Annotated in this window: 21 protein-coding genes and 1 tRNA gene; 11 read left to right on the top strand and 11 right to left on the bottom strand. The window is 72.1% G+C overall.

Annotation, left to right across the window (positions count from 1 at the left end):
* Nucleotides 1–340: 340 nt before the first annotated feature.
* Complete coding sequence (locus ACWD12_RS29770) at nt 341–1,009, bottom strand: ACT domain-containing protein (RefSeq protein ID WP_450102149.1); 669 nt, start codon at nt 1,007–1,009, stop codon at nt 341–343.
* Between the two features lie 332 nt (nt 1,010–1,341).
* Between ACWD12_RS29770 and ACWD12_RS29765 the strand changes: the two genes are divergently transcribed.
* Together ACWD12_RS29765 and ACWD12_RS29760 are read left to right on the top strand one after the other, a co-directional pair.
* A complete protein-coding gene (locus ACWD12_RS29765) occupies nt 1,342–2,955 on the top strand; it encodes a flavin monoamine oxidase family protein (protein WP_450102148.1) in 1,614 nt (537 codons plus the stop codon).
* Between the two features lie 89 nt (nt 2,956–3,044).
* Nucleotides 3,045–3,692, top strand: coding sequence for a Rid family hydrolase (locus ACWD12_RS29760; protein WP_358349296.1), 648 nt, complete (start codon nt 3,045–3,047; stop codon nt 3,690–3,692).
* 309 nt (nt 3,693–4,001) lie between these two features.
* Here ACWD12_RS29760 and ACWD12_RS29755 read toward each other — a convergent pair whose 3' ends face one another.
* The 5 genes from ACWD12_RS29755 to ACWD12_RS29735 all read right to left on the bottom strand — a co-directional run bounded on the left by ACWD12_RS29755 (nt 4,002) and on the right by ACWD12_RS29735 (nt 10,499).
* On the bottom strand, nt 4,002–5,024 hold the full coding sequence (locus ACWD12_RS29755; RefSeq protein WP_450102147.1) for a tetratricopeptide repeat protein: 1,023 nt from the start codon (nt 5,022–5,024) through the stop codon (nt 4,002–4,004).
* Between the two features lie 280 nt (nt 5,025–5,304).
* Nucleotides 5,305–6,663 (bottom strand): YhgE/Pip domain-containing protein, encoded by a 1,359-nt coding sequence (locus tag ACWD12_RS29750; protein WP_450102146.1) that lies wholly within the window; start codon nt 6,661–6,663, stop codon nt 5,305–5,307.
* Entirely contained in the window at nt 6,660–7,343 is a 684-nt protein-coding gene (locus tag ACWD12_RS29745) for an ATP-binding cassette domain-containing protein (RefSeq protein WP_450102145.1), read from the bottom strand. Before ACWD12_RS29745 ends, ACWD12_RS29750 begins: the two co-directional genes overlap by 4 nt.
* Before the next feature lie 154 nt (nt 7,344–7,497).
* On the bottom strand, nt 7,498–7,776 hold the full coding sequence (locus tag ACWD12_RS29740; protein WP_358349285.1) for a DUF397 domain-containing protein: 279 nt from the start codon (nt 7,774–7,776) through the stop codon (nt 7,498–7,500).
* A 245-nt stretch (nt 7,777–8,021) separates the two neighbouring features.
* Entirely contained in the window at nt 8,022–10,499 is a 2,478-nt protein-coding gene (locus ACWD12_RS29735; protein ID WP_450102144.1) for a glycoside hydrolase family 3 C-terminal domain-containing protein, read from the bottom strand.
* Between the two features lie 206 nt (nt 10,500–10,705).
* Between ACWD12_RS29735 and ACWD12_RS29730 the strand changes: the two genes are divergently transcribed.
* The gene (locus ACWD12_RS29730) at nt 10,706–11,389 is read left to right on the top strand and encodes a TetR/AcrR family transcriptional regulator (RefSeq protein WP_358349281.1); all 684 of its coding nucleotides are present in this window, start codon (nt 10,706–10,708) and stop codon (nt 11,387–11,389) included.
* A gap of 30 nt (nt 11,390–11,419) precedes the next feature.
* On the opposite strand, the gene ACWD12_RS29725 is transcribed toward ACWD12_RS29730, so the two are convergent.
* Together ACWD12_RS29725 and ACWD12_RS29720 are read right to left on the bottom strand one after the other, a co-directional pair.
* Nucleotides 11,420–12,646, bottom strand: a complete 1,227-nt coding sequence (locus ACWD12_RS29725; protein WP_358349278.1) for a MerR family transcriptional regulator — start codon at nt 12,644–12,646, stop codon at nt 11,420–11,422.
* A 268-nt stretch (nt 12,647–12,914) separates the two neighbouring features.
* Nucleotides 12,915–13,412 carry a universal stress protein gene (locus tag ACWD12_RS29720; protein ID WP_358349276.1) on the bottom strand — a complete coding sequence of 166 codons (498 nt, stop codon included), beginning with the start codon at nt 13,410–13,412 and terminating at the stop codon, nt 12,915–12,917.
* Nucleotides 13,413–14,139: 727 nt separating this feature from the next.
* Here ACWD12_RS29720 and ACWD12_RS29715 point away from each other — a divergent pair.
* The 6 genes from ACWD12_RS29715 to ACWD12_RS29690 all read left to right on the top strand — a co-directional run bounded on the left by ACWD12_RS29715 (nt 14,140) and on the right by ACWD12_RS29690 (nt 18,754).
* A complete protein-coding gene (locus ACWD12_RS29715) occupies nt 14,140–14,448 on the top strand; it encodes a hypothetical protein (protein ID WP_450102143.1) in 309 nt (102 codons plus the stop codon).
* Between the two features lie 637 nt (nt 14,449–15,085).
* Entirely contained in the window at nt 15,086–16,153 is a 1,068-nt protein-coding gene (locus ACWD12_RS29710) for a GlxA family transcriptional regulator (RefSeq protein ID WP_450102213.1), read from the top strand.
* A 54-nt stretch (nt 16,154–16,207) separates the two neighbouring features.
* Complete coding sequence (gene orn / locus ACWD12_RS29705) at nt 16,208–16,819, top strand: oligoribonuclease (RefSeq protein WP_450102142.1); 612 nt, start codon at nt 16,208–16,210, stop codon at nt 16,817–16,819.
* 118 nt (nt 16,820–16,937) lie between these two features.
* A tRNA-His gene (locus ACWD12_RS29700) sits at nt 16,938–17,013 on the top strand.
* 180 nt (nt 17,014–17,193) lie between these two features.
* Complete coding sequence (hemC, locus tag ACWD12_RS29695; protein WP_358349269.1) at nt 17,194–18,129, top strand: hydroxymethylbilane synthase; 936 nt, start codon at nt 17,194–17,196, stop codon at nt 18,127–18,129.
* A gap of 34 nt (nt 18,130–18,163) precedes the next feature.
* The gene (locus ACWD12_RS29690) at nt 18,164–18,754 is read left to right on the top strand and encodes a VanZ family protein (RefSeq protein ID WP_450102141.1); all 591 of its coding nucleotides are present in this window, start codon (nt 18,164–18,166) and stop codon (nt 18,752–18,754) included.
* On the opposite strand, the gene ACWD12_RS29685 is transcribed toward ACWD12_RS29690, so the two are convergent.
* On the bottom strand, nt 18,725–18,973 hold the full coding sequence (locus ACWD12_RS29685; protein WP_358349264.1) for a hypothetical protein: 249 nt from the start codon (nt 18,971–18,973) through the stop codon (nt 18,725–18,727). The genes ACWD12_RS29690 and ACWD12_RS29685 overlap by 30 nt on opposite strands.
* A gap of 179 nt (nt 18,974–19,152) precedes the next feature.
* On the opposite strand from ACWD12_RS29685, the gene ACWD12_RS29680 reads away from it, so the two are divergent.
* Nucleotides 19,153–19,365 carry a hypothetical protein gene (locus ACWD12_RS29680; RefSeq protein ID WP_358349262.1) on the top strand — a complete coding sequence of 71 codons (213 nt, stop codon included), beginning with the start codon at nt 19,153–19,155 and terminating at the stop codon, nt 19,363–19,365.
* On the opposite strand, the gene ACWD12_RS29675 is transcribed toward ACWD12_RS29680, so the two are convergent.
* Both ACWD12_RS29675 and ACWD12_RS29670 read right to left on the bottom strand, forming a co-directional pair.
* The gene (locus ACWD12_RS29675) at nt 19,359–20,570 is read right to left on the bottom strand and encodes an NUDIX hydrolase (RefSeq protein WP_450102140.1); all 1,212 of its coding nucleotides are present in this window, start codon (nt 20,568–20,570) and stop codon (nt 19,359–19,361) included. The genes ACWD12_RS29680 and ACWD12_RS29675 overlap by 7 nt on opposite strands.
* Before the next feature lie 69 nt (nt 20,571–20,639).
* Nucleotides 20,640–22,676, bottom strand: coding sequence for an FUSC family protein (locus ACWD12_RS29670; protein WP_450102139.1), 2,037 nt, complete (start codon nt 22,674–22,676; stop codon nt 20,640–20,642).
* Nucleotides 22,677–22,877: 201 nt separating this feature from the next.
* Between ACWD12_RS29670 and ACWD12_RS29665 the strand changes: the two genes are divergently transcribed.
* Nucleotides 22,878–24,401 (top strand): protein kinase domain-containing protein, encoded by a 1,524-nt coding sequence (locus tag ACWD12_RS29665; RefSeq protein ID WP_450102138.1) that lies wholly within the window; start codon nt 22,878–22,880, stop codon nt 24,399–24,401.
* Nucleotides 24,402–24,533: the final 132 nt, after the last annotated feature.

Here is a 24,533-nt window from a genome sequence, read left to right as displayed (position 1 = left end):
CCGCCAGATCTCGCGCATCGTGCGCTCGGCACGCCCGGAACAAGGCCGCGCCGGGCCTCCTGTGCACCCCGAAGCGACGGAGTGGCGGCCCCCGCGGTTCCGGTTTTCTGCAACTGTGCCACCTAGCACATAAGCCTGCGATATAGGTATTAATCGCCATAGAAGCTTAAAGCATCCGAATGACCGCCACTCGGCCACGGCACCCGAACGGGCCCGAACGGCCGTGCCGGGCGGTCGGGCCGAGGTGCGCGGGTCGGGGTATGTCGGGCTGAGGTACGTGGTGCCGAGGTACGTCGGAGCGAGGTACGTCGGACCGAGGTGCGTCGGGGTGGGCCGGCGGTCAGGTGGGTTGGGCGGTGCGGGTGGGACGCGGGGCGGCCCGGCTGCCCAGCACCCCCAGCACCACGTCGACCAGGCGGCCGAGGCGCTCCAGCTCGCTGCGGTGGAAGGCCGGGCCGTCGGTGCGCACCACGAAGAGCGTCAGCCAGGACAACCCGATGGGCGCGGCCGCGCCGTACACGCCGGGGCCGTGCAGGTCCTTGTCGAACTCCAGGGCGAGCGGGCGCAGCGGCGACACGGAAGGCAGTTGCGGGGAAGCGGGTGCCTGCCAACTGGCGTGCACGACGGAACGGGACTTGCTGCCGCGCGTGGCCACCGCCCATTCGGCGTGGAAGAGCGCGGGCGAGGCGTCGACGAGTGTGGCGACCGCGCGGCCGGGGTCGCGGGCGACCTGGCCGAGGACGTCGAGTTCGGGGGACGCCCCCGGCACCTCGCCCGCGGCCCAGCAGCCGTCGACGCGCACCCCCGCCAGGCTCTGCAGGCTCTCGACCAGGCGGCCGATCGGCCGCTCCCCCGGCCACGAGACGGTGAACTCGTCGACGGCCCGGCCGGTTTCCCGTTCCAGGACGCTCATCTGCAGCACGTCGGCGCCGGCGGTGCCGAACGCCTGGGTGACCCGGGCGAGCGAGCCGGGCCGGTCGGGCAGGGAGACACGCAGGCGGAACAGCATGCGGAGACCGCCTCCTTCGGCTGGGCGCATCCGCGTGGTGCGGACGGCGGTTCGGTGCCCCGGGTGCCGGGCCCGGACCGGGCGCGGCCGTCCGGTCGGCCTTGCACCCGTACCCGATTTCGGTACCCCTGGGATGACGAGTATGGGGCTGTTCCGATCATCTGTTCAGTCCATTTCGCGCATGTTGCGGAGTGGTGACACGCGTGTGCGCGTCACCCGCGTGCCGGAACCGCGTTCACTCCCATGAGTTTTTGACAACCCCCCGGAAACCGTTGCGCCATCCGGGCGCAACAGTGCTCCCGCAGGATCCATCGCGATCACTAGGAGGTCGCATGGAAGTTCCGCTGAATGCCGAAACGTCACGCCGCAGCCTGCTGCGCTCCATCGGAGTAGCCGGCGGAGCCGGTGTCCTGTACTCGACGATGGGGGCGATGGGACTCGCTCCCGTCCCGACCGCGGAGGCCGCCCCCTACAAGCCCCCGTCGCAGTCCGACTTCACCCTCACCGGTCGCGGGCGCAAGAAGGTCGTCGTCCTCGGGGCGGGCATCGCGGGGCTCGCCGCCGCGTACGAGCTGGGCAAGGCGGGGTACGACTGCCGCATCCTCGAGGCCAAGAACCGCCCCGGCGGCCGCAACTGGACGGCCCGCGGCGGCACCTCCGAGACCGACCTCGACGGACGCACCCAGCGGGGACGCTTCAGCGAGGGCCAGTACATGAACTGCGGCCCCGGCCGCCTCCCCCAGTCGCACGTCACTTTGGACTACTGCCGTGAACTCGGCGTCGAGCTGGAGGCGTTCGTGAACGCCAACGCCGACGCGTACATCTACCACGACGCGGCACCGGCACTCGCCGGGAAGCCGATGCGCTGGCGTACCGCCAAGGCGGACGTCTACGGCTACATATCCGAGCTGCTCGCCAAGGCCACCGACCAGGGCGCTCTGGACGCCGCCCTGTCGCAGGCCGACAAGGACCGGCTGATCTCCTTCCTGCAGAGCTTCGGCGCGATCAAGGGCAAGGCGGACGGCTTCAAGTACACCGGTTCCAGCCGCCGCGGCTACTCGGTCGAGCCCGGCGCGGCGCACGAGCGCGGTACCGTCCTCGGTCCGGTCCCGTCGCTGTCGGACGTGCTCGCCAGCGGCGTCGGTCAGCGGTTCTCCTTCGAGTTCGGCTACGACCAGGCGATGATGATGTTCCAGCCGGTCGGCGGCATGGACGCCATCCCGAAGGCGCTGGAGCGCGCGGTGGGCCGCCACCGCATCACGTACGAGGCATGGGCCACCGGTGTCGCGAACGTGCCGGGCGGCGTCGAGGTCTCCTGGAAGGACCGCAGCGGCCGCGAGCGCGTGGAGCGCGCCGACTTCTGCGTCGTCGCCACGCCGCCGCACATCGCCGCCCGGCTGCGCCACAACCTGGGCGCGAACGTCACCTCCGCGCTCAAGACCCCGACCCCGCTCGCGGTCGGCAAGATCGGGCTGGAGTACCGGCGCCGTTGGTGGGAGGCCGACGACCACATGTACGGCGGCGTCGTGCCGACCGACCTGGACCTCGCCACGCTGTGGTTCCCGTCGACCGGCTACCAGGGGCGGCGCGGCACCGTCATCGGCTACTACCACTTCGGGGCCCAGGCGGAGACGTACGGCAAGCTCACGCCCGAGGAGCGCACCAAGCGGGCCGTCGAACAGGGCGTCAAGATCTTCGGCGAGCGCTACCGCAAGGAGCTGGACACGTCGTTCAGCGTCGCGTGGCACCGTACGCCGGGCTTCGAGGGCGGCTGGGTCGGCTGGCCCAACCAGGACGGCCCCGAGTACAAGCTGCTCAACGAGCCGCAGGGCAACGTCTACTTCTCCGGCGACTGGCTCAGCCACACCATCGCGTGGCAGCACGGCGCCTTCACCTCGGCGCGCAAGGTCGTGACCGAGATCCACCAGCGGGTGATGGCGGCATGAGCGAGGGGGGTCTTGTGGATAACACTGCCGCGCAAGCGGTCTTGGACACGGGGGCGGCGGACGGCACGTCCGCGGGCCGCGGAACCGGAATGTCGCGTCGCAAAAAGGCCGTCGTCGCGGTCGGTTCGGCGATCGTGATGTTCGGCGCCGGCATCGCGGTCGCCGAGGCGCACAACAACCGCATCGGCGACAAGGAAGTCCGGGTCATGCTGCCCACGGGGCAGAGCAATCCGGCCATCGCGCAGGGCGTGGGCACCGGGCACGAGGTCGCGATCTACACCAGCAGCGGGCTCGGCCCGGGTGCGCTGAACCCGAGCGCGCCGGCCAACAGCCCCGAGCGCTTCACCGACCCGACGATGACCGCCGGCGCGGAGGGGGTCAGCGTCACCGAGGCGCAGGCGCTGGTCGTGCTCAAGGCGATCCAGGACAACCTGAAGGCGGCCGGGCTCACGCCCGCGGACGTCATCACGATGAAGTGCTACCTGATGAAGCCGCCGGGCGCGGCGTCGGCCGACTACGCGGGCTGGAACCGGGCGTACCGGCAGTTCTTCGCGAACATCGACCTGCAGACGCGCAAGCCGGTGCCGGTGCCGATGGGCACGTCGCCCGCGAAGGCGCCCATCCTGGCGAACAACGCGCGGCCGGCCCGCGCCACGATGGAAGTGGTGACCCTCGCGGTGCCGGGGTGGCTCGTCGAGGTCGAGGTGACGGCGGCGTACCCGAAGAGCCGCCGGTAGCGGCTCCGCCGTCCGGGTGACCGGTCGGACACCTGGACGCCGGGACGCGCAAGGCGGAGCGGGGGCGAGGCAGTGGATACACCAGTGGACTTACCGGCGACCGCGCTGCTGCCGACGGCGTCGGCGGCGCAGTCGTCCGGACGGTTGCCAACCCAGTTACCCCAGGTGTTTTCGGGCGGCGGCGGTACGACACAGGCAGGAGTACGACAGTCGGGCCGCAAAGCGGCGAGAGGCGGGACCCGTCGGGGTCCCGCCTCTCGTTGTGTCCGGGCGGTCGCCGCGGTGTACGGCCGGTCCGGCGCCGCGGCGTCAGGCCGCCTGCGATTTGGCGCCCGCCTGCGGCTTGGCCCCCGCCTTCGGTCCCCATGTCCACCAGTCGAGCGCGCGGCGGGCGTTCTCGGTGTCGGCGTGGTCGTTGCCGAGGATCCGCGTGCAGTCGGCGCCCAGCGATTCGAGCAGCGCGCGGGCGGTGCCGGGGTCGCCGGACTCGCCGGTCCAGTGCGCGAGGTTGTGGCGCATCACGAGCGTGTCGGGGTGTCCGGCGCCGAGGGCGCGTACCGCGTCGGTCACCAGCGATCTCAACAGGTCGCGGGCCCGGACCTGGTCGCCCGCCTCGCCCGTCCACACCGCTTGGTCGTGCCGCGCCAGCAGGGTGTCGCGGGCCTCCGCCCCCAGGACCTGCTCGCGTTCGCCCGCGATGTCGGTCATGAGGCGGGCGGCTTCGGCGGCGTCGCCCGATCGGCCGATCCAGTGCGCGTGCTGGTGGCGGTTCGTCAGCGTGTCGGCGTGGACCGGGCCGAGCACGTCGGTGCAGCTGTCGACGACCGGGCGCAGTATGCGCGCGGCGGCCCCGGCGTCGCCGCCCTCGCCGATCCAGCGCGCCCACGCGGCGCGCGCGTTGAGCGTCTCCGGGTCGTCCTCGCCGAGCAGTTGCACGTAGTCGGCGGCGACGTTGCGGGCCAGCGCCTCGGCGGTGACCGCGTTGCCGGACACCCCGAGGCAGAAGGCCTGGTTGTGCCGTGCGAGCAGGGTGTCGGGGTGCTGCGCGCCCAACAGCTGCGCGTACTGGTCCACCAGTTCGCCGAACGCCGTGGCGGCCTCGGCGACACGCCCCTCCTCGCCGAGCGCCCGCGCCCATTCGGCGCGCGCGTCCAGCGTGCCGGGGTGGTCCGGCCCGAGCTCCTTCAAGGCGGCCTCCGCTTTCTCGTGCAGCGCCTCTATTCGGCTCACGTCCCGCGCGGCACCTGCCGCGTCGTGGCCCGCGACCCGCGCGCTTTGCGTCGCGTCGTTGTCGACACCCATCGCCGTACGCCCTCCCTCGGCCTTCTCCACACCTCTCTCCCCGGTCCGATTCTGCGCGAGATCGGACCCCGAAGCGTGTATATGACGACGGTACGCGCCGCCGCGGCCGGCCGATGCAGGGCTGTCCCTAGGATGCAGGGCTGTCCCTAGGGAGTGTCTTCAAATTCGCGTCGGATAGCCCGCGGGCCGTGGTGCGTGCGCTCGCAAGGCGCGGGCCGCAGCTCGGCCTGGGTTTGGCCGGGCAAGGTCCGCAACGCGGCGAGCGTGCGTGCCACGGTTCGCGGGCCCGGCGAGAATTTGAAGACACGACCTAGAGTTGGATGGCCGGTTTCATTCGGGCCATCGTCCACAGCCTGCGTCGCGACAGGACCAGGGCCGACACGGCCAGTGCGACGAGCAGGTACGCGCCCAGCACCAGGACCGCACGGGTGAGGATCCAGCCCTCGCCGCCGGAGATCGTCACCCTCAGGCCCTCCACCAGGTACGTCATGGGCAGCACCTGGTGCAGCCACTGGAACGGCGCCGGGGTCGTCTCGATCGGGTAGAGACCGCCGCACGAGGTGAGCTGGAGCATCAGCAGCACGAGCGACAGCGCGTCGCCGACGGCTCCGAATGCGACGTTCAGCAGATGGTCGATGGCGACGAACGCCGCCGCGGCAAGGGCCAGGAGCCCGAGGGTCTGCCCGACCTGGCGGGGGTCGAGGCCGAGTCCGAGGTCGACGACGGCGTACAGGACGTACGCGCCGACCACACCGAGGAAGGCCGCGGGCAGCCACCCGGCCAGGGTGACCGTCAGCGCGCCGGAGCGGCCCGCGAGCGCGCGGGCGTTGAACGGCTTGAGCACCAGGTAGGCGGTCAGGCCGAACACCCACAGCGCGATGCTGAAGAAGAACGGCGCCATGCCGCGCCCGTACAGCTTCGCGGGGTGCAGGTTGTCGACGTCGATCACCACGGGGGCGGTGAGCACGCCCGCGCTGCCCTGGGCCTGCTGCGGTCCGGCCGGGACGGGCACCGCCGCGGCGGTCTGGTCGAGGCCCGCCGCGAGGTCGCCCGCGCCCTGTTGCAGTTGCGGGGCCGGGGCGGTGCCGATGCCGGCCTGCAACTGGCGGGCGGCGGAGGCCGCCTGCCCGAGTTGCTGCCGTAGGTCGCCCAGTTGGGTGAACGCCTGTTGTGCGTACGTCTGTTGCACGGCCTGCGTGATGGCGCTCTGCAGCGCCGCTTTCGCGCTCTCCGCGGCGGTGCCGATGATGAAGCCGTTGGCGTCGTTCAGCGTCATCGTCAGGCGGGCCTGCTGCGGCTGCGCGGTCGGGCCGCTGGCGAGCTTGGCGCTGAAGTCCGGCGGGATGGTGACGGTGAAGTAGTAGTCGCCGTCCCTGAGGCCGTCGGAGGCCTTCGCGGCGTCGACCTGGTGCCACTCGAAGTTGTTCTGCTCGACGACGGTCTGCGTCAGCTGCGCGCCGGCGGCGAGCGTCTGGCCCGAGGCGGCGACCGGCTGGTCCTGGTTGACGATGGCGACGGGAACCTCGTGGAAGTGCCCGTACGGGTCCCAGTTGGACCACAGGTAGAGGGAGCCGTACAGGAGCGGCACCAGCGAGATCGCGACGGGGACGACCATCAGCGGGCCGCGGAAGCGGCGGAGTTCGAGCCAGGCGAGGCGCAGGACGTTCACCGGCGGCCCCCGCTCTTTGCCCGCAGGTGCGTCTGGTGGCCCGGGAGCACCACCACCAGGTCGGCGGCGGAGGCGCCCGGCGGGGGCGGCGCGGTCGCGGTGGCCACCACGGTCGGCCCGGAGTGTGCGAGGGCGCGTACGGCGTGCCAGGCGCGGTCCAGGTCGGTTCCGGCGATGCCGGAGTCGACGTCGTCGACGAGCACGCCGCCCGGCTGCTCGGCGGCGGCGAGCGCGAGGAGGAGCAGGAGTTGCTCGACGCGGGAGAGGTCGCCCGCGAGGGTGTGCGGGGTGAACGGCAGGTCCATGAGGTCGAACGCGTCCGCGAGGGACTCGTCGGAGACGCGCGGGCCGCCGATCGCGCGGCGCTCGGCGGCCAGTTCGCCGACCGTGAGGCGTTCCTCCAGGTCCACGGCCGGGGCCGCGCGGGCCACCGTGATGCGGCGCCGGGCGTGCGCGGCACCGCGCGGCAGCGGAGTGCCGTCGACGGTGACCGTGCCCCGGGAGGTCCGGAACCGGGCGCCGAGTGCGAGCAGCAGCGACGTGCGACCCGAACCTCCGGGACCCACGAGCACGCTCACGGACCCGGGGCGCGCGTCGAGGGCGACGTCCTGCACGACGATCCCCGACGGCCCTCGGACGGCGATGCCGTCGGCGACGATCTCCACTCCACGCGCTGACATGCGCCTCCTCGGACATTTCGTATTCCGAAGGAGATAACCGGGCGGACGCCATCCAAACAGGTGAAATGGGTGAAATGTCGCGAGTGACGCTCACATCACGAGGGGAGGAGCTTGGGTCGGGGCAACTCGGGTCGGCGCCCGCACGGGCGGACCGTCAGGCGGTCTCCGCCGGGGGCTCCGCGAGGCGTTCGAGGTCGAACTCGCCGTCCTTGACCCCCAGTACGAACGCGTCCCACTCACCCTTGGTGAACCGCAGGATCGGTCCCTCGGGGTGCGCCGAGTTGCGCATCGCCACCGCGCCGCCGCCGATCTCGGCGGTCTGCACGACGCCTTCGCCCGTGGTGTCCTCGCCGTAGCTGATCCACTCGACGCCGCTGATGTCGCGTGCGTACAGCTCGGCCTTCTCGGCCTCCATCTCCGCCTGCGTCGCCATCGCGAGTTCCCCTCTCGTGTGCGGCCGTTCGCGGCCCCCCGCGGCTGCCGGGGGTGCCCGAGAGGTCAAGGTACGGCACCACGCGACGGCGCGGACACCGTACGTGCGTAAACGTCCCGGGAACGCATCGCGCGCGGACGGGGTCCGTCCGCGCGCGAAGGTGCGCGCGGCGGGACGGGGCCACCGGTAAGTGCCGTCCCGCCGCACGTGGTTCCCCCTCGGTCAGAGGGTGTTCGGAGGGGTCGTCAGAGCACGACCTCGACGCTGCCGCGCAGGTCCCCCGCGTTGCGGCCGACGCCGATGCGGTACGTGCCGGGTGCCACCGTCCACGCGCCCGCCGCGACGTCCCAGCGGGCCGGCGCGGCCGGGTCGACGCTGACGCGCGCGGTCACGGTGCTCCCGGCGGGGGCGTCGACCGCGGTGAAGCCGACCAGGCGCAGCGGCTCGGCGGACCCGACCGGTTCCAGGTACGCCTGGACGATCTCGCGGCCTGCCCGGGCACCGGTGTTGGTGAGGGTGACCTCGACGGTCAGCCCCTCGGACGCGTCGCCGACGACGGTGACGCGGTCGTACGACCATTCCGTGTAGCCGAGGCCGTACCCGAACGGGTACGCGGGCTTGGTGCCCCGCTGCGCCCACAGGCGGTAGCCGATGGTGCCGGACTCGGCGTAGTCGATGCGGCCGTCGACGACCGCGGTGGACAGCACCGGGGTGTCGGCCTCGGCCGCGGGATGCGTGGTGGGCAGCCGCCCGCCGGGCTCGACCGCGCCGGTGAGGACGTCGGCGAGTGCGGCGCCGCCCGCCTGGCCGGGGAGCCAGGCCCACAGCAGCGCGGCCACCTGGTGGCGCCAGGGCGTCAGCACCGGGGAGCCGGCGTTGACGACCACGATGGTGTTCGGATTGGCGGCGGCGACGCGCGTGACGAGTTCGTCGGTGCGGCCGGGCAGGTTGAGGTCGGTGCGGTCGAAGCCCTCGGACTCGATGTCGTCGGTGGTGCCCACGACCACGATGGCCACGTCCGCGGCGGCGGCGTCGGCGACCGCGGCCTCGAGCTCGTCGTCCTCCGGGACGCGCGGGCCCTCCCAGCCCAGCCCCATCGCGGCGAACCCGACCGTGGGGTCGATCGTGTAGTGCGCCTCGACCTCGACGGCGACGCCTGTCTTCGCCGCCACCTCGACGCGCCTGAGCGGCGGCTTGAGCAGCGCCTCGATGATGTCGCCGCTGTCCGAGTCGAGTTGGAAGGTCCGCCGCTCGCCGTCCACGGTCAGGACGAAGGCGCCGGCGCCACGCACGTCGAGCAGGTGCGTGCCGTCGACCTGCGGGGCGAGGCGCACGCGCGCGGCGATCGCGGTGGTACCGGCCGGGAGCGTGCCGGGCCAGAACACCAGGTTCGAGCCGATGCGGTGGTCGGTGCCCAGCGAGTTGCCGTCGGCGTCGAAGAACTCCAGGCCGAGGCCCGGCTCGCCGGTGGCCGGGTCGACGGCGGTGTCGAGCGACAGGTCGGCGAGCGCGCGGTGGGTGAACGCGCCCTGTCGCACCGTGAGTTCGACGTCCGGGCCGAGCGCGGCGCGCAGGCCTTCGGGGACGCTCACGACGTGGTCGGGGTTCACGTGCGCGGAGCCGCCGCCCTGTGCGGACAGGCGTACCGCATTGGGGCCGATCAGGGCGACGCGGCGCAGTGCGGACGGGTCGAGCGGGAGCGCGGCGCCCTTGTTCTCCAGCAGGACCATCACCCTGGCGGCGATCTCCCGCACCTGTGCGTCGGCGTCGGCCGGGGTGGTCACGTCGCCGCGCGGGGCGGTGTCGCCCAGTACGCCGACGCGGGCGGCGAGGCGCAGGATGCGCAGCACCTTGTCGTCCAGGACGGACTGGTCGACGCGGCCCTCCCGGACGGCCTCGACCAGCGGCTCGCCCCACTCCGCGACCGGGCCGGGCATCGCGATGTCGGTGCCGCCGAGGGCTGCCCCCTCGGTCGAACGCACCGCGCCCCAATCGGATATGACAACCCCGTCGAAGCCCCACTCGTCCTTGAGGACGTCGTTCTGGAGATGCGAATTCTCCGTCATGGTACGGCCGTTGGTCGCGTTGTACGCCGACATCACGAGCCACACCCGGGCTTCGCGGACGGCGGCCTCGAACGGCGCGAGGTAGACCTCGCGCAGCGCCCGCTCGTCCACCCGCGAGTCGTACGTCATGCGCTCGTTCTCGGAGTCGTTCGCCACGAAGTGCTTGATCGTCGCGCCCACCCCGGCCGACTGCACGCCCTTCACGAAGCCGACCGCGACGCGCGACGTCAGCAGCGGATCCTCCGAGTAGCACTCGAAGTGGCGTCCGCCCAGCGGCGTCCGGTGCATGTTCACCGTCGGCGCCAGCAGCACGTGGATGTCCTTGTCGCGTGCCTGAGCCCCCATCAGGAAGCCGACTCGGCGCGCCACTTCGGGGTCCCAGGCGGCGGCCTGCGCGGACGGGCTCGGGAAGAGCAGCGAGGTGTCGCGCTCGTCCCACAGGACTCCGCGTACGCCCACGGGGCCGTCGGACACGCGCAGCTTGCGCAGCCCGATCTGCGGCAGTTCCGGCAGGGACCAGAAGTCCTCGCCGACGATCAGCCGCACCTTGTCCTCGAGGGAGAGGCGGCCCACCAGAGCGCGCAGCTCGTCCTCACCGATCCCCGGGTCCGTCGCAGGGGTGCCCGCAGGAGTGCTCGCAGGGGTGTTCGTCGTCATCGCTGGCCTACCGTCGCTTCCTGTCCGCTGAGGGAACGTGCGCTTGTACCGACCGGGTCCCGCCGCGGCGCGGCCGTGGCTCCGCGCGGCCGCGGCTCGGGTGGCACCCGAACGGTAGCGCCAAAAACCTTGCACTCGGTAGTTTTGTTACATCTACGTGATGTTCCCCATGTTCAGGGGAAACCGCCGCACGGCAGGATGGGTCCATGGACGTATCAGGGACGGCCTCATCCGAGACGGCGAAGCAGGTCGCGGGCGGCGCGGAGCCGGCGGCCGCGACCCGGGCCCGGGGGCGGCGGCAGGGCTACGCGACCGGCGACGCGCGGCGCGCCCGCATCCTCAACATCGCGCTCCAGGAGTTCGGCGAGAACGGCTACCGCGGCACCTCGCTCGCCCGCATCGCGGAGCGCGCCGAACTCACCCAGGCCGGCCTGCTGCACCACTTCCGCAGCAAGCAGGAGCTGCTGACCGCGGTCCTGGACCTGCGCGACAGCATGGACGCCGAGCGCCTCGACCTCTCCAATCTGCCCGACGGCGGCGAACCCGCGCTGCGCGCCCTGGTCGCCCTCGTCGAACACAACGCCCGCAAGCCGGGCATCGTGCAGTTGTTCACGGTCCTGACCGGCGAAGCGGTGACGACCGACCACCCGGCGCACGCGTGGGCCCGGGAGCGCTACCGGCTCCTGTCCACGTCGATCACCACCGCGCTGCGGCACGGCACCGAGTCCGGGGAGTTGCGCGCCGACCTCGACCCGGAGGCCTGCGGGCGGCAGGTCATCGCGATGATGGACGGACTGCAACTGCAGTGGCTGCTCGACCCCGAGCAGATGGACATGGCGGCGGTGTTCCGCACGTACATCGAAGGGCTACTCGGCCAGATCCGCGCCTGAGCCCGCGCGTGACCTCGTCGGCGGCCCGCTCTACTCGGCCGCCTCGTCGGCGCCCTTCTCGGCCGCCGTCAGCTCGGTCAGCACGCCCGCGAGGTCCCAGCCGGACAAGCTGGCTATCGCCTCGCGGAACGTGGTGAGCGCGAACAGGTCGCCGCGCGCCGTCATCCGCCCGTCGACCAGCGCCTTGCGCGGCAGCGACCGGTCGTTGTCGAGCAGCAGGCTGCGCGCGGTCGGGTAGTCCATGTGGATCATGAGGTCCGGCCCCGGCAGCAGCCCCGGGCGGACCAGCACGCGTCCGTGGAAGACGTCCAGGTGCAGTTCGGCCGGGTCGTCGCGGCCGGGTACGTCGCTGACCACGATGTCGACGACCGCCGGATGCGGCGTGCGCTTCTCCGGGTCCGGCGTGATCAGGCGGCTGAGGCGGGAGACCGCGGCGATCCACTCGTCCGACATGAAGGGGTAGCGCTCCAGCGCCGGCGCGTCGGGCTCCTCGGCAGGCTGCGCGGCCGGCTCGGGACTCTCCGCCTCCAGTACCCTGCCCAGCGTCTCACCGAGCTGACGGGTCGCCAGACGCCGCATCGCGCGGGCGAGTTCGCTGTCGACGGCGCGCTGCGCCAGCGGGCGGAGCCGCCGGATCAGCTCGGCCATCTCCGGCGCCTCCTCCTCGAGCGAGGAGTCCTTGAGGTAGTGCTGCCACAGGTAGGTCTCGGTCAGCTGCATGAACGAGCCCGCCACCCGCTCCATGTCCGCGCGGAGCGCGCGCAGATGATCGAGCACCGCGTGCACGGGCACACCCGCCGCGTGCAGTTCGGCACACACCGCCAGCTCGCGCGGGCTGGGCACCCGGAACAACGTCAGCGAGTCGTCCTCCGGCTCGAGCAGCCCGAACTGCACGGCGCCCGCGATGACCACCGGGTCCGAGAGGCCGCCGAACATGGCGGTCAACTCGGCACGTGTCATCCTGCCGGGTTCCTCGTCGCTCCACGGTCCAGTGACCTCCGCGACCAGGCCGAGCACACCGCCGAGGCTGCGCCCGTTGTCCCACGCGTCGAGCAGCTCCTTGATGCTGACCAGGCTGTAGCCGCGTTCCAGGAGTTGGCCGATCAGACGCAGGCGCGCCAGATGACCGCCGTCGTACAGCGACACCCGGCCGGCCCGGCGCGGCCGGGGCAGCAGCCCGCGGTCCTGGTACGCGCGTACGTTGCGCACGGTCGTACCGCCCTCGCGGGCGAGGTCTTCGATCCGATACTCCGCCAACCTCGTGCCTCGCGATCCTTGTGTGCCACCCTCACCCGGCCACGCGCTCCCCCGCCACGGCACGTCGACCGGCAGCGCGACGGACCGCGGTTTCGTGGCTGGGCAGCAACGTAATGCAGGAGGGCTGGAACCTCGATCACGAGGAGGGGAGAGACCGGGAATTAATCCGGGCAGAACAGGACATACGCTGAACTAATTCCGGCTTTGTGTCCGGTACGACCGGCGAATCGGCGGATCGACCGGTCGGGTCGATCGGCGCGGGCGCCGGTCAGGGGATCACGACGACGGGCCGCTTCGCGTGCTTCACGAGGCGGCACGACACCGAGCCGAACAAGCGGCTCACAAAACCCGAGGACCCGCCGACGACGATCGCGTCGGCGGCGAACTCCTTGGCGACGTCCTCGATCTCGTGGCAGATGTCGCCGCCGCGTTCGACGAGGATCCAGGGCACGTCGCTGAGATGGTCGGCACAGGCGAGTTCGAGGCCGAGGGCCTCGGAACGGTTGTCGGGCACGTCGATGAAGACCGGGGGCTCACAACCGGCCCACACAGTGGCCGGAATGCGGTTCGCGACGTGCACGATGACGAGCCCGCCGCCGAGACGGCGGGCCATGCCGGCCGCGTACGCCAGTGCGCGTTCACTCGCCCCCGAGCCGTCGAAACCGACGACAACCGGGTGCTGGAACGCGGGGTCGCGGGGGCGCTGGGATTCGGGACGGAGCAACGGGGTGCCGTCCGGCAGGTCACTGAAGTCGAAAGCAGCCATGGCAATCGGGCGTCTTTGCTGAGGAGGAGCGCTGCGCGGCCCCTCAGAGATCAAATAAAGAGCCTATGCATACAGATTACGTCTTGCGGTCGGAATCGGACAGGCCGTGCGGTGTCGAGCACGCACGATATCTGCCCACGCCGCCGTACGGGAGCCCCCGGCAGCCGCGAAACCCCCATCCGGGTGAAGTCATCGCCGAAGGACACCCCAACAGGCCCGGAACCGCCCGGATTCGCGCCCCGTGCGGCCTTGGTGCGGGGCCCTGCCGGACCGCTCCGCGGGCGGTGCCGACCTCCCGCGGACCGGTCGGCGGGCGTGGCCGGATCACCTCCGGTGGCGACGGCGCCACGGCGTAGGGCAGCGGTGGGGTGCGCGCCTGCGTACGGAACTGTCGGCACCGGGGTCCTCATGTCGGTTTCCGCGGGTGGCGAATCGGGGCCCGAGGCATGGCGAAGGGTTGCGCGGGGGCGGGAAACCCCCGGGGGCCGTTACCCACGGGGCCGGGTCGGCGTTGCACACGACGACACCGCGTGTCCGGGCGGCCCACGTCGGCCGGGGCGGCGATCCCGAGTGCGCGGCACCGTCGCGGACGCCGACCCCGGGCCGACGGGGCCCAGCCCGAGCAGGGCCCGACGTACGTCCGACTTCCGTCCGACGTCCGCCCGAACCGAGGAACGGCATGCCCCCGCGAGCCACACCCCGCGGCACCGCAGGATCCCCGCGGCCCGTGCGGCCGCGTACGGCCCCCGATCGGCCATCCGGACGCCGCGCCCGTGACGCCACCCCGGACGCCCCGCAGGCGCCCTCCCAGGCACGCTCCCGAGCGCTCCTGCCGGACACCGGAGACCCGGACCAACCCACCGATCGGTCGCCGGTCGGGCTGGACGAAATCGCGCCTTGGTACGCCGCGGGCGCGCTCTTCACCGTCCTGGGGCTACTCGCCGGCCGTGTCGATCTGTTGCCCGCGCTCGCCACCGGAGCCGGAGTTCTGGCCGCCAGCGCCGCCGCGTGGCTGGTGATCTTCCGAAATTCGTAACACACCGTGAGCAAGCAGACATAGATTTCATTCACGAAATTCGCTTTGCAACCCGGGCATTGCTCATCGAAGAGTCGTCAGGGGTGGTGTGACCGCCATCACAAACAGGCATATCTACATAACGTCACGTGGAGAACACCATGCATAGACAAGCCCAGAAAGAGTAAGTTCCGATCTTGGGTGACTTGAGTGGCGTGTGTGAACTACTGAGACTCGCCATCAACGACCCCTCCCGCCTCGCCGGTGCTCGACCGGAGGGTGTCGTGGAGGGCTGAAGGGGGCGATCGGAGCCATGAGCAGGACCGACGGTCGACAGGCGGGTCGGCGCGAGTCCGCGGCCGCGGAGGACACCGCGGCCTCGCCGGCGTCCGCGGACGTGTCGATACCCGCGGCGCGTACCGGCGAACGACAGGCTCCGGTCCCCGCGCCGAGAAACGAATACGGCGCGAACGGGGGCACGGGGGAAGCAGATTCGGACACCTCGCCGGGCACAGCGGCGGACACCGCGGCGGACGGCGACATGGTCGGCTTCGACCCCGGCGCCGGCGCCGTACCGGACGACGACTACGGGGAGAGCGACGTGGCGGTCGTGGGGACCGACGCGGAACCGGGCCGGACGGCGAACTCGGTCGACGGCCTGTCCGACGACGAAGTCCCGGACGAGGCCGGGTCGTACGCGGAATGGCCCGCGCGGCTGATCGGCAGGCGCCGGGCCGAGACCATCGCGGTCCTGCTGTTCTCGAACTCGCCGATCCTGGAGAGCTCGATCCCCATCTCGGTCTTCGGCGTGGACCGCAGGGACGCCGGAGTCCCGAACTACCGATTACTGGTATGTGCCGCCGAGCCCGGGCCGCTGCGCACCACCGGCGGCGTCGAACTCATCGCGCCGCACGGCCTCGACGGCCTGCACCGCGCGGGCACGGTGATCGTGCCGGCATGGCACTCGCCGTCGCGCACGCCGCCCGCTCCGGTGCTCGACGCGCTCCGTCGCGCGCACCGCGAGGGCGCGCGCGTGGTCGGCCTGTGCGGCGGGGCGTTCGTGCTCGCGGCGGCCGGGTTGCTCGACGACCGGCCGGCGACGACGCACTGGATGTACGCGCCCGCGCTCGCCAAGTCGTTCCCGAAGGTCCGCGTGGACCCGCGCGAACTGTACGTGGACGACGGCGACGTGCTGACCAGCGCCGGCACCGCGGCGGGCATCGACCTGTGCCTCCACCTGGTGCGCATCGACCACGGCTCGGACGCGGCGAACGCGCTCGCGCGGCGGCTGGTGGTGCCGGCCCACCGGGTCGGCGGGCAGGCCGCGTACATGGACCTGTCGCTGCCGGAGGAGATCAGCGGCGATCCGCTGGCCACGGTGATCTCGTGGGCACTGGAGAACCTGTCCGAGAAGTTCGACATAGAGGTGCTGGCGACGCGGGCGTACATGAGCCGGCGTACGTTCGACCGCCGCTTCCGGTCGCTGACCGGCAGCGCCCCGCTGCAGTGGCTCCTGACCCAGCGCGTCCTCCAGGCGCAGCGGATGCTGGAGACCACCGAGTTGCAGGTGGAGGAGATAGCCAGACGCTGCGGCTTCCGGTCCCCGGTCGCGCTGCGCGGGCACTTCCGCAAGCAGCTCGGAATCCCGCCCGCCGCGTACCGCGACGCCTTCCGGACCCGGGAGCCGGACGCGGTGGCCGTCGAGGTGGAGGTGGGCCGGCCGTAGGCCGCGAGGCCGCTGAGGCCCTGACGACGGTCGCAGGGCCTAGGCTGATCCACTATGAATGACCGCTTGGTCTGGATCGACTGCGAGATGACCGGACTCGACCTCAACCGGGACGCCCTTGTCGAGGTGGCCGCACTCGTCACCGACTCGGAGCTCAACGTCCTCGGCGACGGGGTCGACGTCGTGATCCGCCCGCCCGCCGAGGCGCTGGACGGCATGCCCGACGTGGTGCGCGCGATGCACACCGCGTCGGGTCTGCTCGACGTCCTCGACGACGGGGTGACGCTGGCGGAGGCCGAGGCGATGGTCCTCGGGTACGTCCGCGAACACGTCAGCGAGGGGCGCAAGGCCCCCTTGTGCGGCAACTCCGTCGCCACCGACCGCGGCTTCCTGGCCCGCGACATGGCCGCGCTGGAGGGCTACCTCCACTACCGCATCGTGGACGTCTCCTCCATCAAGGAGCTGGCCCGTCGCTGGTACCCGCGCGTCTATTTCCAGTCGCCGCCGAAGACCGGCAACCACCGCGCGCTGGCCGACATCAAGGACAGCATCACCGAACTGAAGTACTACCGGGAGGCGATCTTCGTGCCGCAGCCGGGCCCGGACACCGACACCGCCAAACAGATCGCCGCCCGCTACACGGCCCCTCAGGTCCCGCTCAGCTGACCTCGGGCCGACCTCCGGCTGAGCTCGGCGTCTCCCCGGAACAACCCGGGAGCGAGCACCCCTCGATCCCCTGTACACTCTTTCTCGCTGCTCCGGTCGTACGGCCGGAAGACGCGTGGTGGGTGTAGCTCAGTTGGTAGAGCACCTGGTTGTGGTCCAGGACGTCGCGGGTTCGAGTCCCGTCACTCACCCCACCTCGTCAAGGCCCCGATCTGCACCCGCAGATCGGGGCCTTGACCGTTTCCCGTCCGCTCTCGTGCGCTGCCGCCCGCTCCCGCCCGCGCTTCGGTGCGGCTTCACGCTTTCGGGTGGTGCGGCGGGCGGGTGGGGGATTGCGGCGGGGCGGGGGCGTGGGCGGCGCCTAGCCTGGGGGGATGGGTGGTGGTGGCGTCCTCCGGATCGGTACGCGGTCCTCGCCGATGGCGATGGCGCAGGCGGAGCATGTGGCCGGGCTGATGCGCGCGCAGTGGTTCGTGCGCGAGGTCGAGATCGTGCCGTACACCACATCCGGCGACCGGTGGGCCGGGAGCCTGGCGGAGTTGGGCGGCAAGGGAGTCTTCGTCAAGGAGATCGACCGGGCGCAACTCGCGGGCGAGGTGGACATGGTGGTGCACTGCCTCAAGGACATGCCGGGGGACGAACCGGTGCCCGAGGGGCTGGAGATCACCGCGTACCTGCCGCGCGACGACGTGCACGATGCGGTGGTGACCGCGGACGGGACCAAGCTGCGGGATCTGCCCGCGGGTTCGCGCGTCGGTACGAGTTCGGTCCGGCGCACCGCGCAACTCAAGTCGCTGCGCCGGGATCTGACGGTGGTTCCGGTCCGCGGCAACGCCAACTCCCGGCTGGCCAAGCTGGACGCGGGCGAGTACGACGCGCTGCTGCTCGCCGTGGCGGGCCTGCGCCGGATCGGGCTGCACGAGCGGATCACCGAGGCGCTGCCCACGACGTCGATGATCCCGGCGGTGGGCGCGGGCGTGCTCGCGTTGCAGTGCCGGTCCGACGACGCCGAGTCGGTCGAGGCGGTGTCCGGGCTCGACCACGCGCTGACGCGCGCGTGCGCGACGGCGGAGCGGACCATGCTGCGGGTACTGCGCGGGCACTGCGCGAGTCCGATCGCCGGCTACTGCGCGCCGAAGGAGGATGGACTCGCGCTGCACGCCGCGGTGTTCAGTCCGGCGGGCGACGTGGTGATCGAGGCGTTCGAGAACGGCCTCATGCACACGCCGGAGTGGGTCGGCGAGGCGGCCGCCAACACGCTGCTCGACCAGGGGGCGCGGGCGTTGATCGACGCCATCCCGCACCCGTGAGCGCGGCGGCGGCCGTGGCGGTAGGTTCGAGCGCGTGCGTCAGGTGTGGGAGTCGTGGGGCGGGGTCCTGCTGGTGTGGGGGGCGGTCATTCCGCTCGTTGCGGGGGCCTGCGTGCTGGGTGTCCGGCTGAGGGTCCGTCAGGGACGGGATCCCGCCGAGGCGTTGCGCTTCACCGCGGCGGAGGCGGGGATCGCGGCGGGCACGCTGCCGTGGATGTGGATGATCCTGACCCCCGCGTACGGCGAACGCGCGGTGAGCGCGGTGCCGTTGCGCGACCTGGCGGCGACGCTCACGAGCACGCCGGTGGACGTCTTCGTGCAAGTCGGCGCGAACCTGGTGGTGTTCGTGCCGCTCGGCTTCTTCCTGCCGCTGCGGTGGCCCGGGTTCGCGGGTGTGCCGCGCATTGCGCTCCTCGGCGCGGTGGTCTCGGGACTGCTTGAGACCGCGCAGTACGTGCTCGACATGGGCCGCGTCTCGTCGGTCGACGACGTGCTGATGAACACCGCCGGCGCCGCCGTCGGTGCGTATCTCGCGCGCGTACACGTGGCGCGGCGCGAATTCGATCGTTCGTACGGCGACCGGATCGCGGCGCGGCTACTTCTTCGGCTTGGCGTCGTCGGCTGACGGACCGGAGCCGTCGGCCCCGCCGCCTTTGCGGAGTCTGCGCAGGTACTCGCGCGTCCAGCCGGTCGTCTTGACCACTTCGGACTGTTTGACGCCCGCCTTGACCGCGGCGACCGCGGCCTGCTTGAGGGCCTGGCGGGCTTCCTCGTGCGCCTTCTCGGTGCGCCGGTACGTCCTGGCCGCCTTGGCGAGGTCTTCGGCGGCTTCGCTCTGATCCACAACGTCAGGATGTCATATCGATCGGCCCACCGCGTAGGCCAACCGAGTTGACATTTCTGTCGGGAACATGGAGTATTGCAGTCGACATCAAGATGAACACAAGGTGAACAAGACCTGGCCGACGCGGAACGTCACCGGATTCCGCAGTCGCGCCGAGCGCACCCGGAGGGGGTAACGCCATGAAGAGGACGCACTCGAACCGTACGATTCCCGCGCAATGCCGACTGTGCGGCGAGCCGTACCTCGCGGCACTGCACCCGCGCACACTCGTGGAGGTTCCGGCGGGAGGCGACCCGATGGGCGGCCGCCTGACGGTGTTCGACGGCGTGACCTACATGGTCGAGCGCCACACCCCGTGCAGTGCCGCGCACCGCGACGGCCTGCCCTACTGACCCGCGCCGTCCTCCGGCGCCGATGGGCCGCCCAGGTCCGCGAGAATCTGGGCGACCATTCCGACGGTGGTCCAGTCGACCCCGTCGGAGCCGAGGAGTTCGCCGTACGTCGTGACCTCGACGTACGTGCGCTCCTCCCCGCCCGCCCCGCCCTCGCCGTGCGCTGAGCCGTCGGCGCCCAGCAACTCCATTTCCCGGTCGGTCAGTTCGGCCGAGTAGAGCCAGGCGCGATGAGCGGACGACGATGCCGCGACCTGGCGGACCCCGTGCCCGCGCAGGCGTTCGGCGGCTAGGCCGAGCCCGGTCTCCTCGCGCACCTCGGCCAGCGCGCGGTCCTGCGGCGCGACGTCGTACGACGCCGAACCGCCCGGCAGTTCGCGCACGTAGCCGTCCCGCGCCAGGCCGGGCGCGCGGAACTCGCGAACCAGCACCAGCCGGGTGTCCCGCACGTCCGGGGCACGCCGATAGAGCAGCACGGCACTGATGTCGGGCCGCGACAGGACCACTTCATTGGCCTTCACGCGCCCGCCCTCCGCCGCGATCGCGACGGAGACGTGCACGGCCGAGTACACGACGGTCCGCCCCTCGTCGACCCGGAAGGTCCACACGAGTCGGGCCCCCAGCAGGGTGTTGCCGGCCTTGCGCAGGCCCGCGTACCAGGCCCGGAAGACCGGCGTCGTCCACACCAGCAGCGGTACGTCGCGCTCCCCCGCGGACCGGCGCTCCCCCGCCCCGATCCGGTCCAGCGCGATGCGCAGCGTCTCCGCCAGGCTGTCGGCCGTCGGCACGCCGTGGTCGCGCGCGTACTCGCGCTGATAGCGAACCTTCGCCGCACCCGGCGGCGAACCGAACACGGCGCGCCCGCCGTCCTTGGTCCAGCCCCACTCGTCGTTGGTGGTGAGCCCGGGCAGCGTCGCGAGGTCGCGTGGCACCCAGAAGACCACCTGGTCCGCGACGCCCAGCCAACGCAGCTCCCACAGGCGCTGATCGTCGTAGTCGGCCCACGGCCGTCCGTCGGCGGGTTCGGGGACGAAGACCACCAACTCGCCGGGCCCCACCCACTGACGCCGGATCAGCTCGACCGCGGCCGGCCGCCAGGAGGCGACGTCGGCACTGCGCGGGCTCGGTCCGGCGAGGAACACGCTTGCGTCCCACGAGGCGGGCGGCTCGTCGCTCGCGTGGACGACGGTGACGGGACCGGGCAAGGCGACCTCCACGTGCACGGACACCAACGCCCTTGCGGCGAAAGGACCGCGGCGGCGTTCTCGCGCCGATCATCCCATCCGGGCGCCGGGGAGCGCCTGGTCGTACAGCGTGCAGGCGGTCTCCACATCCATGCGCACGCCGTTGAGCAGCGCGGAGCCCTCGGTGGTGACGTGGTCCGCCGACGCGCCGTGCCGCAGGGCCCTGCTGTCCGCGGAGACTGCCGACGGCGGGTCAACTTGCCTGTCCGGCACTGCCTCCACCGGTCGTCCCTGGCCAACTGCCCGGGCAAAAGCGTCGATCCGCTCCGCGACCGCGTCCACGGTGTCCTGGTCCGGCACCGGGGCGCCGCCGTCGACGTACGCCGACGAGGCCGAGATCGAATCGGTCATGCGCTCCACCGCGACCAGGACCGGCCAGAAGGCCGCCGCCCGGCGCGACGTCGGCGGTGGTTCCGCCAACGCCTGCTGGAACGCGGTGCGCGCCCCCGTCAGCGTGTTGTACGCCCGCCGCCTCGCCCGCGACCGCCCGGCCCGGCCCCCTTCCCCCTCCGCGAGCAGCAGCCGCAGGTACGCGCCGTTCGCCTCCGCGGCCCCCGCCACCATCTCCCGCAGCCGCGTCCGCCGCCCGTCCGGCCACAACAGGTAGCCGAACACCAGCACGATCGCGCAGCCCAGCAACGTGTCGAGCGTGCGCGCCGGAACCAGCCCGCCGACACCCCCGTGCCCGAGTTGGTCGGTGAACAGCAGCATCAGCGGGGTGATCGCCGCCGTCTGCATCCCGTAGCTGCGCGACGTCGCGATCGGCAGCAGGAATCCGAGCACCGCGACGACCGGGACATCCGGCCAGCCGCGCGGGACGTACGTCAGCAGCGCGGCCGCGACCGCGACGCCGACCAGCGTGCCGGCCGCCCGCAGCACCCCGCGTACGAACACCGAACCGAAGTCCGGCTTCAGCACGAACGTGATGGTCAGCGCCACCCAGTACGAGCGCGGCAGATCGGCGACCTGGACGAGCACCGACGCGATCCCGATGCACAGCGCCAGCCGCGCGCCGTACGTCCACGCCGCCCGACTGGCCACCACCGTCGCCATGTTCCGCAGCCCCGCGCGCGGCCCCCACGCCATGTGCGGCACCCCGAGGGAGTCGGGGTCGTGCGCGAACACGCCCGTCGCGTCCGGGGGCGGCGGGGCCAGCCGTCCGGCCGCGTGCCGGAGCGCCGCCCGCATCGCCGTCTCGGCGGGCGTCCTGGGCACGAACCCCGGCTCCACCGCGACGTCCCGTCCCGTCGCGACGGCATCGCCCAGACGCGTGATGGCCTCCGCGAACTTCGGGTCCACCGGCGCCTCGCGCACCAGCGCGGCGATCGCCTCCAGGATCGGATTGACCGCGTTGAGCTGGATCATCAGGTGCTGCGTCGCCGGATCCCGCCCGGGTGAGCCGGCCCGGTGGCGCACCAGGACGTCGTACGCCTGGTCGATCGCCGCCCCGATGTCGTGCCCCGCGCCCGGCAGCGGCCGACCGGGACGCCCGGCGGCGCGCAAGCGGTCGGCGGCCGCGTAGTACACCTCGGCGACTGCGGCGCGCTCCGGGCGCCCGCGCCGCCACGGCCACGCCACCAACGCGAGCAGCAGGACCCCCGCGCCGCCGGTCACCAGCAGCACCGGCGGCAGCCACCACGGGTCCGGCATCGGCACCCCGGTGCCGACCACCGTCATGAGCAGCAGCATGAGCCCGCACGACGACGCGATGCCGCCGACGGGGCTGATGACACCGGAGACGAACGCGGTCGCGACCAGCACGAGCACCGTCGTCCAGCCCCGGTCAGCCGTCTGATGACCCATCACGATGCCGAGCGCTCCGGCGAGTTGCGGGGGCACCATGCGGATGATCCGGAGCCGGTACGCCTCGTCGCGGTCGAGCACGACCATGTTGAGGGCGCCGAGCGAGGCCAGCACGCCGTACGCCACCTCGTCGGCGGCCACGCCGATCGCCAGCGGCCCGGCCAGCGCGAGTGCCGCGCGCCCGGCCGCGGCCCAGGGAATCGGTGCCCGGCGCGGGGCGAGTGCGCGCAGGAACCAGTGGGCGTCACCTGCCGCGTGGCCCACCGGGTTGCCTCCGTACCGTGGTGCGGGTCGATCCGTGATCACCCTATATCCGATCAAAATGCGCGCTTCGCATGCACTCTCCATAACGTTTGGGAATTCACCCTCGCTGTCTGCCCGCTGTCACCCCGCTGTCCTCCCCCCACGCCCCCCGCTGCGGGACAATCACGACGGGAAACAACAAGACGGGGAGGCGAGCGGCGCGTGGGTGAGTGGTGGCTCGCCGGCCGGTACCGGCTGATCGAGGAGCTCGGCTCCGGCGGTATGGCCGTGGTCTGGCGTGCCCGCGACACCCACATGCACCGGTATGTGGCGGTCAAGTTGCTGCGCGACATGTACGGCATCCCCGGCGCGGCCGACCGCTTCGCCCGCGAGGCGCGAACCGCGGGCACCCTGTCGAGCCCCCACATCGTCACCGTGTACGACTTCGGCACCGGACTGCTGCAGGCCGCCGATCCCGACGACCCGCACACGCCGCCGACGGCCCCGGCGCGTCCCCTCTCGCACCACGGGCCCGCCACCCCCGACGAGCCGGTACGCGAAGCCGTGTACGTCACGATGGAACTGGTCCCCGGCCGCTCGCTCGCCAAGGTCGTCGCCGACGAGTCCCCCCTCCCGCTGGCGCGCGTCCTCGACCTGGCGCGTCAGTTGTGCGACGCGCTGGAGGTCGCGCACGACGCCGAGGTGCTGCACCGCGACATCAAGCCCGCGAACATCATGGCCAGCGACAAAGGCGTGCTGAAGGTCCTCGACTTCGGCATCGCCCGCTCCATGAAGGCCCTGGCCGCCGGGGCCACGCTCACCCGGCCGGGCGCGGTGCTCGGCACCGCGGCCTACATGTCGCCGGAACAGGCCAACGGCCAGCCGGCCGACGCCCGCTCCGACCTCTACTCGACCGGCTGCCTGCTGTACGAACTCCTCACCGGACTCCCGCCGTTCGGATTCGGCGACGTACCGAGCCTGCTCTTCCGGCACGTGCACGTAGCCGCCGAGTCCCCCGCCCGGGTCCGCGACGACCTCCCCGACGAGGCGTGCGAGATGGTGTTGGCGCTGCTCGCGAAGCATCCCGACGACCGCCCGCAGAGCGCCGCCGAGGTACGCCGCCTGATCGAGGCCGTGCCGCCGCTCCCGCCGGTACGCGTGCCCTCCGTGCCCGTGCAGGCCGAGGAACTGGCCCGCCGCATGGCCGAGGTCCCCGGTCGCGCACCGAAGGAGTCGGTCGCCCTGCTGCGTGAGCTACTGCCGGAGCACAACCGGGTGTTCGGCCACGACCACCCACGCACGCTCGGTGTGCGCGACGACCTCGCCTACCACCTGGGGCGGTCCGGCGAGCACCACACCGCGGTGAAAGTGCTGCGCCAACTCGTCGCGGACTACACGCGCGTACGCGGCCGCGAGCACCCGGACACCCTGGGCGTACGCCGCAACCTCGCGCACTGGACGGCCAAGGCCGGGGACCCCACCGCCGCGGCCCTGCTGCTGCGCGAACTGGTGCCCGCGTACGTGCGCGTCCACGGACCCACCGACATCGACACGTTCAAGGTACGGCGCGAACTGGCCCTGCACACCGGGCGGTCGGGCGACGCCGACGAAGCGGTCCGGCTGCTCCGAGAACTGGTCCTGGACATGACCGAGGCCCTTGACGGCGATCACCGCTATGTCATCGAGGCGCTCGAGGAACTGGCCTTCTGGGAACGCCGCATGACGCGCCCACAGCGGACCGGCTGAACCGGCCCGCTCGCCGCCGGGTGCAGTCGGCTCGGCTCGTGTGGACTCAGCTCGGCTCGGGTCGACTCCGTTCGGCCCGAGTGGACTCACTTCGGCCCGGGTGGACTCAGCTCGGGTCGGGTCGGTCTGCTC

Source organism: Streptodolium elevatio, from assembly GCF_053592165.1.
This window is presented reverse-complemented; position numbering and strand designations above follow the sequence as displayed.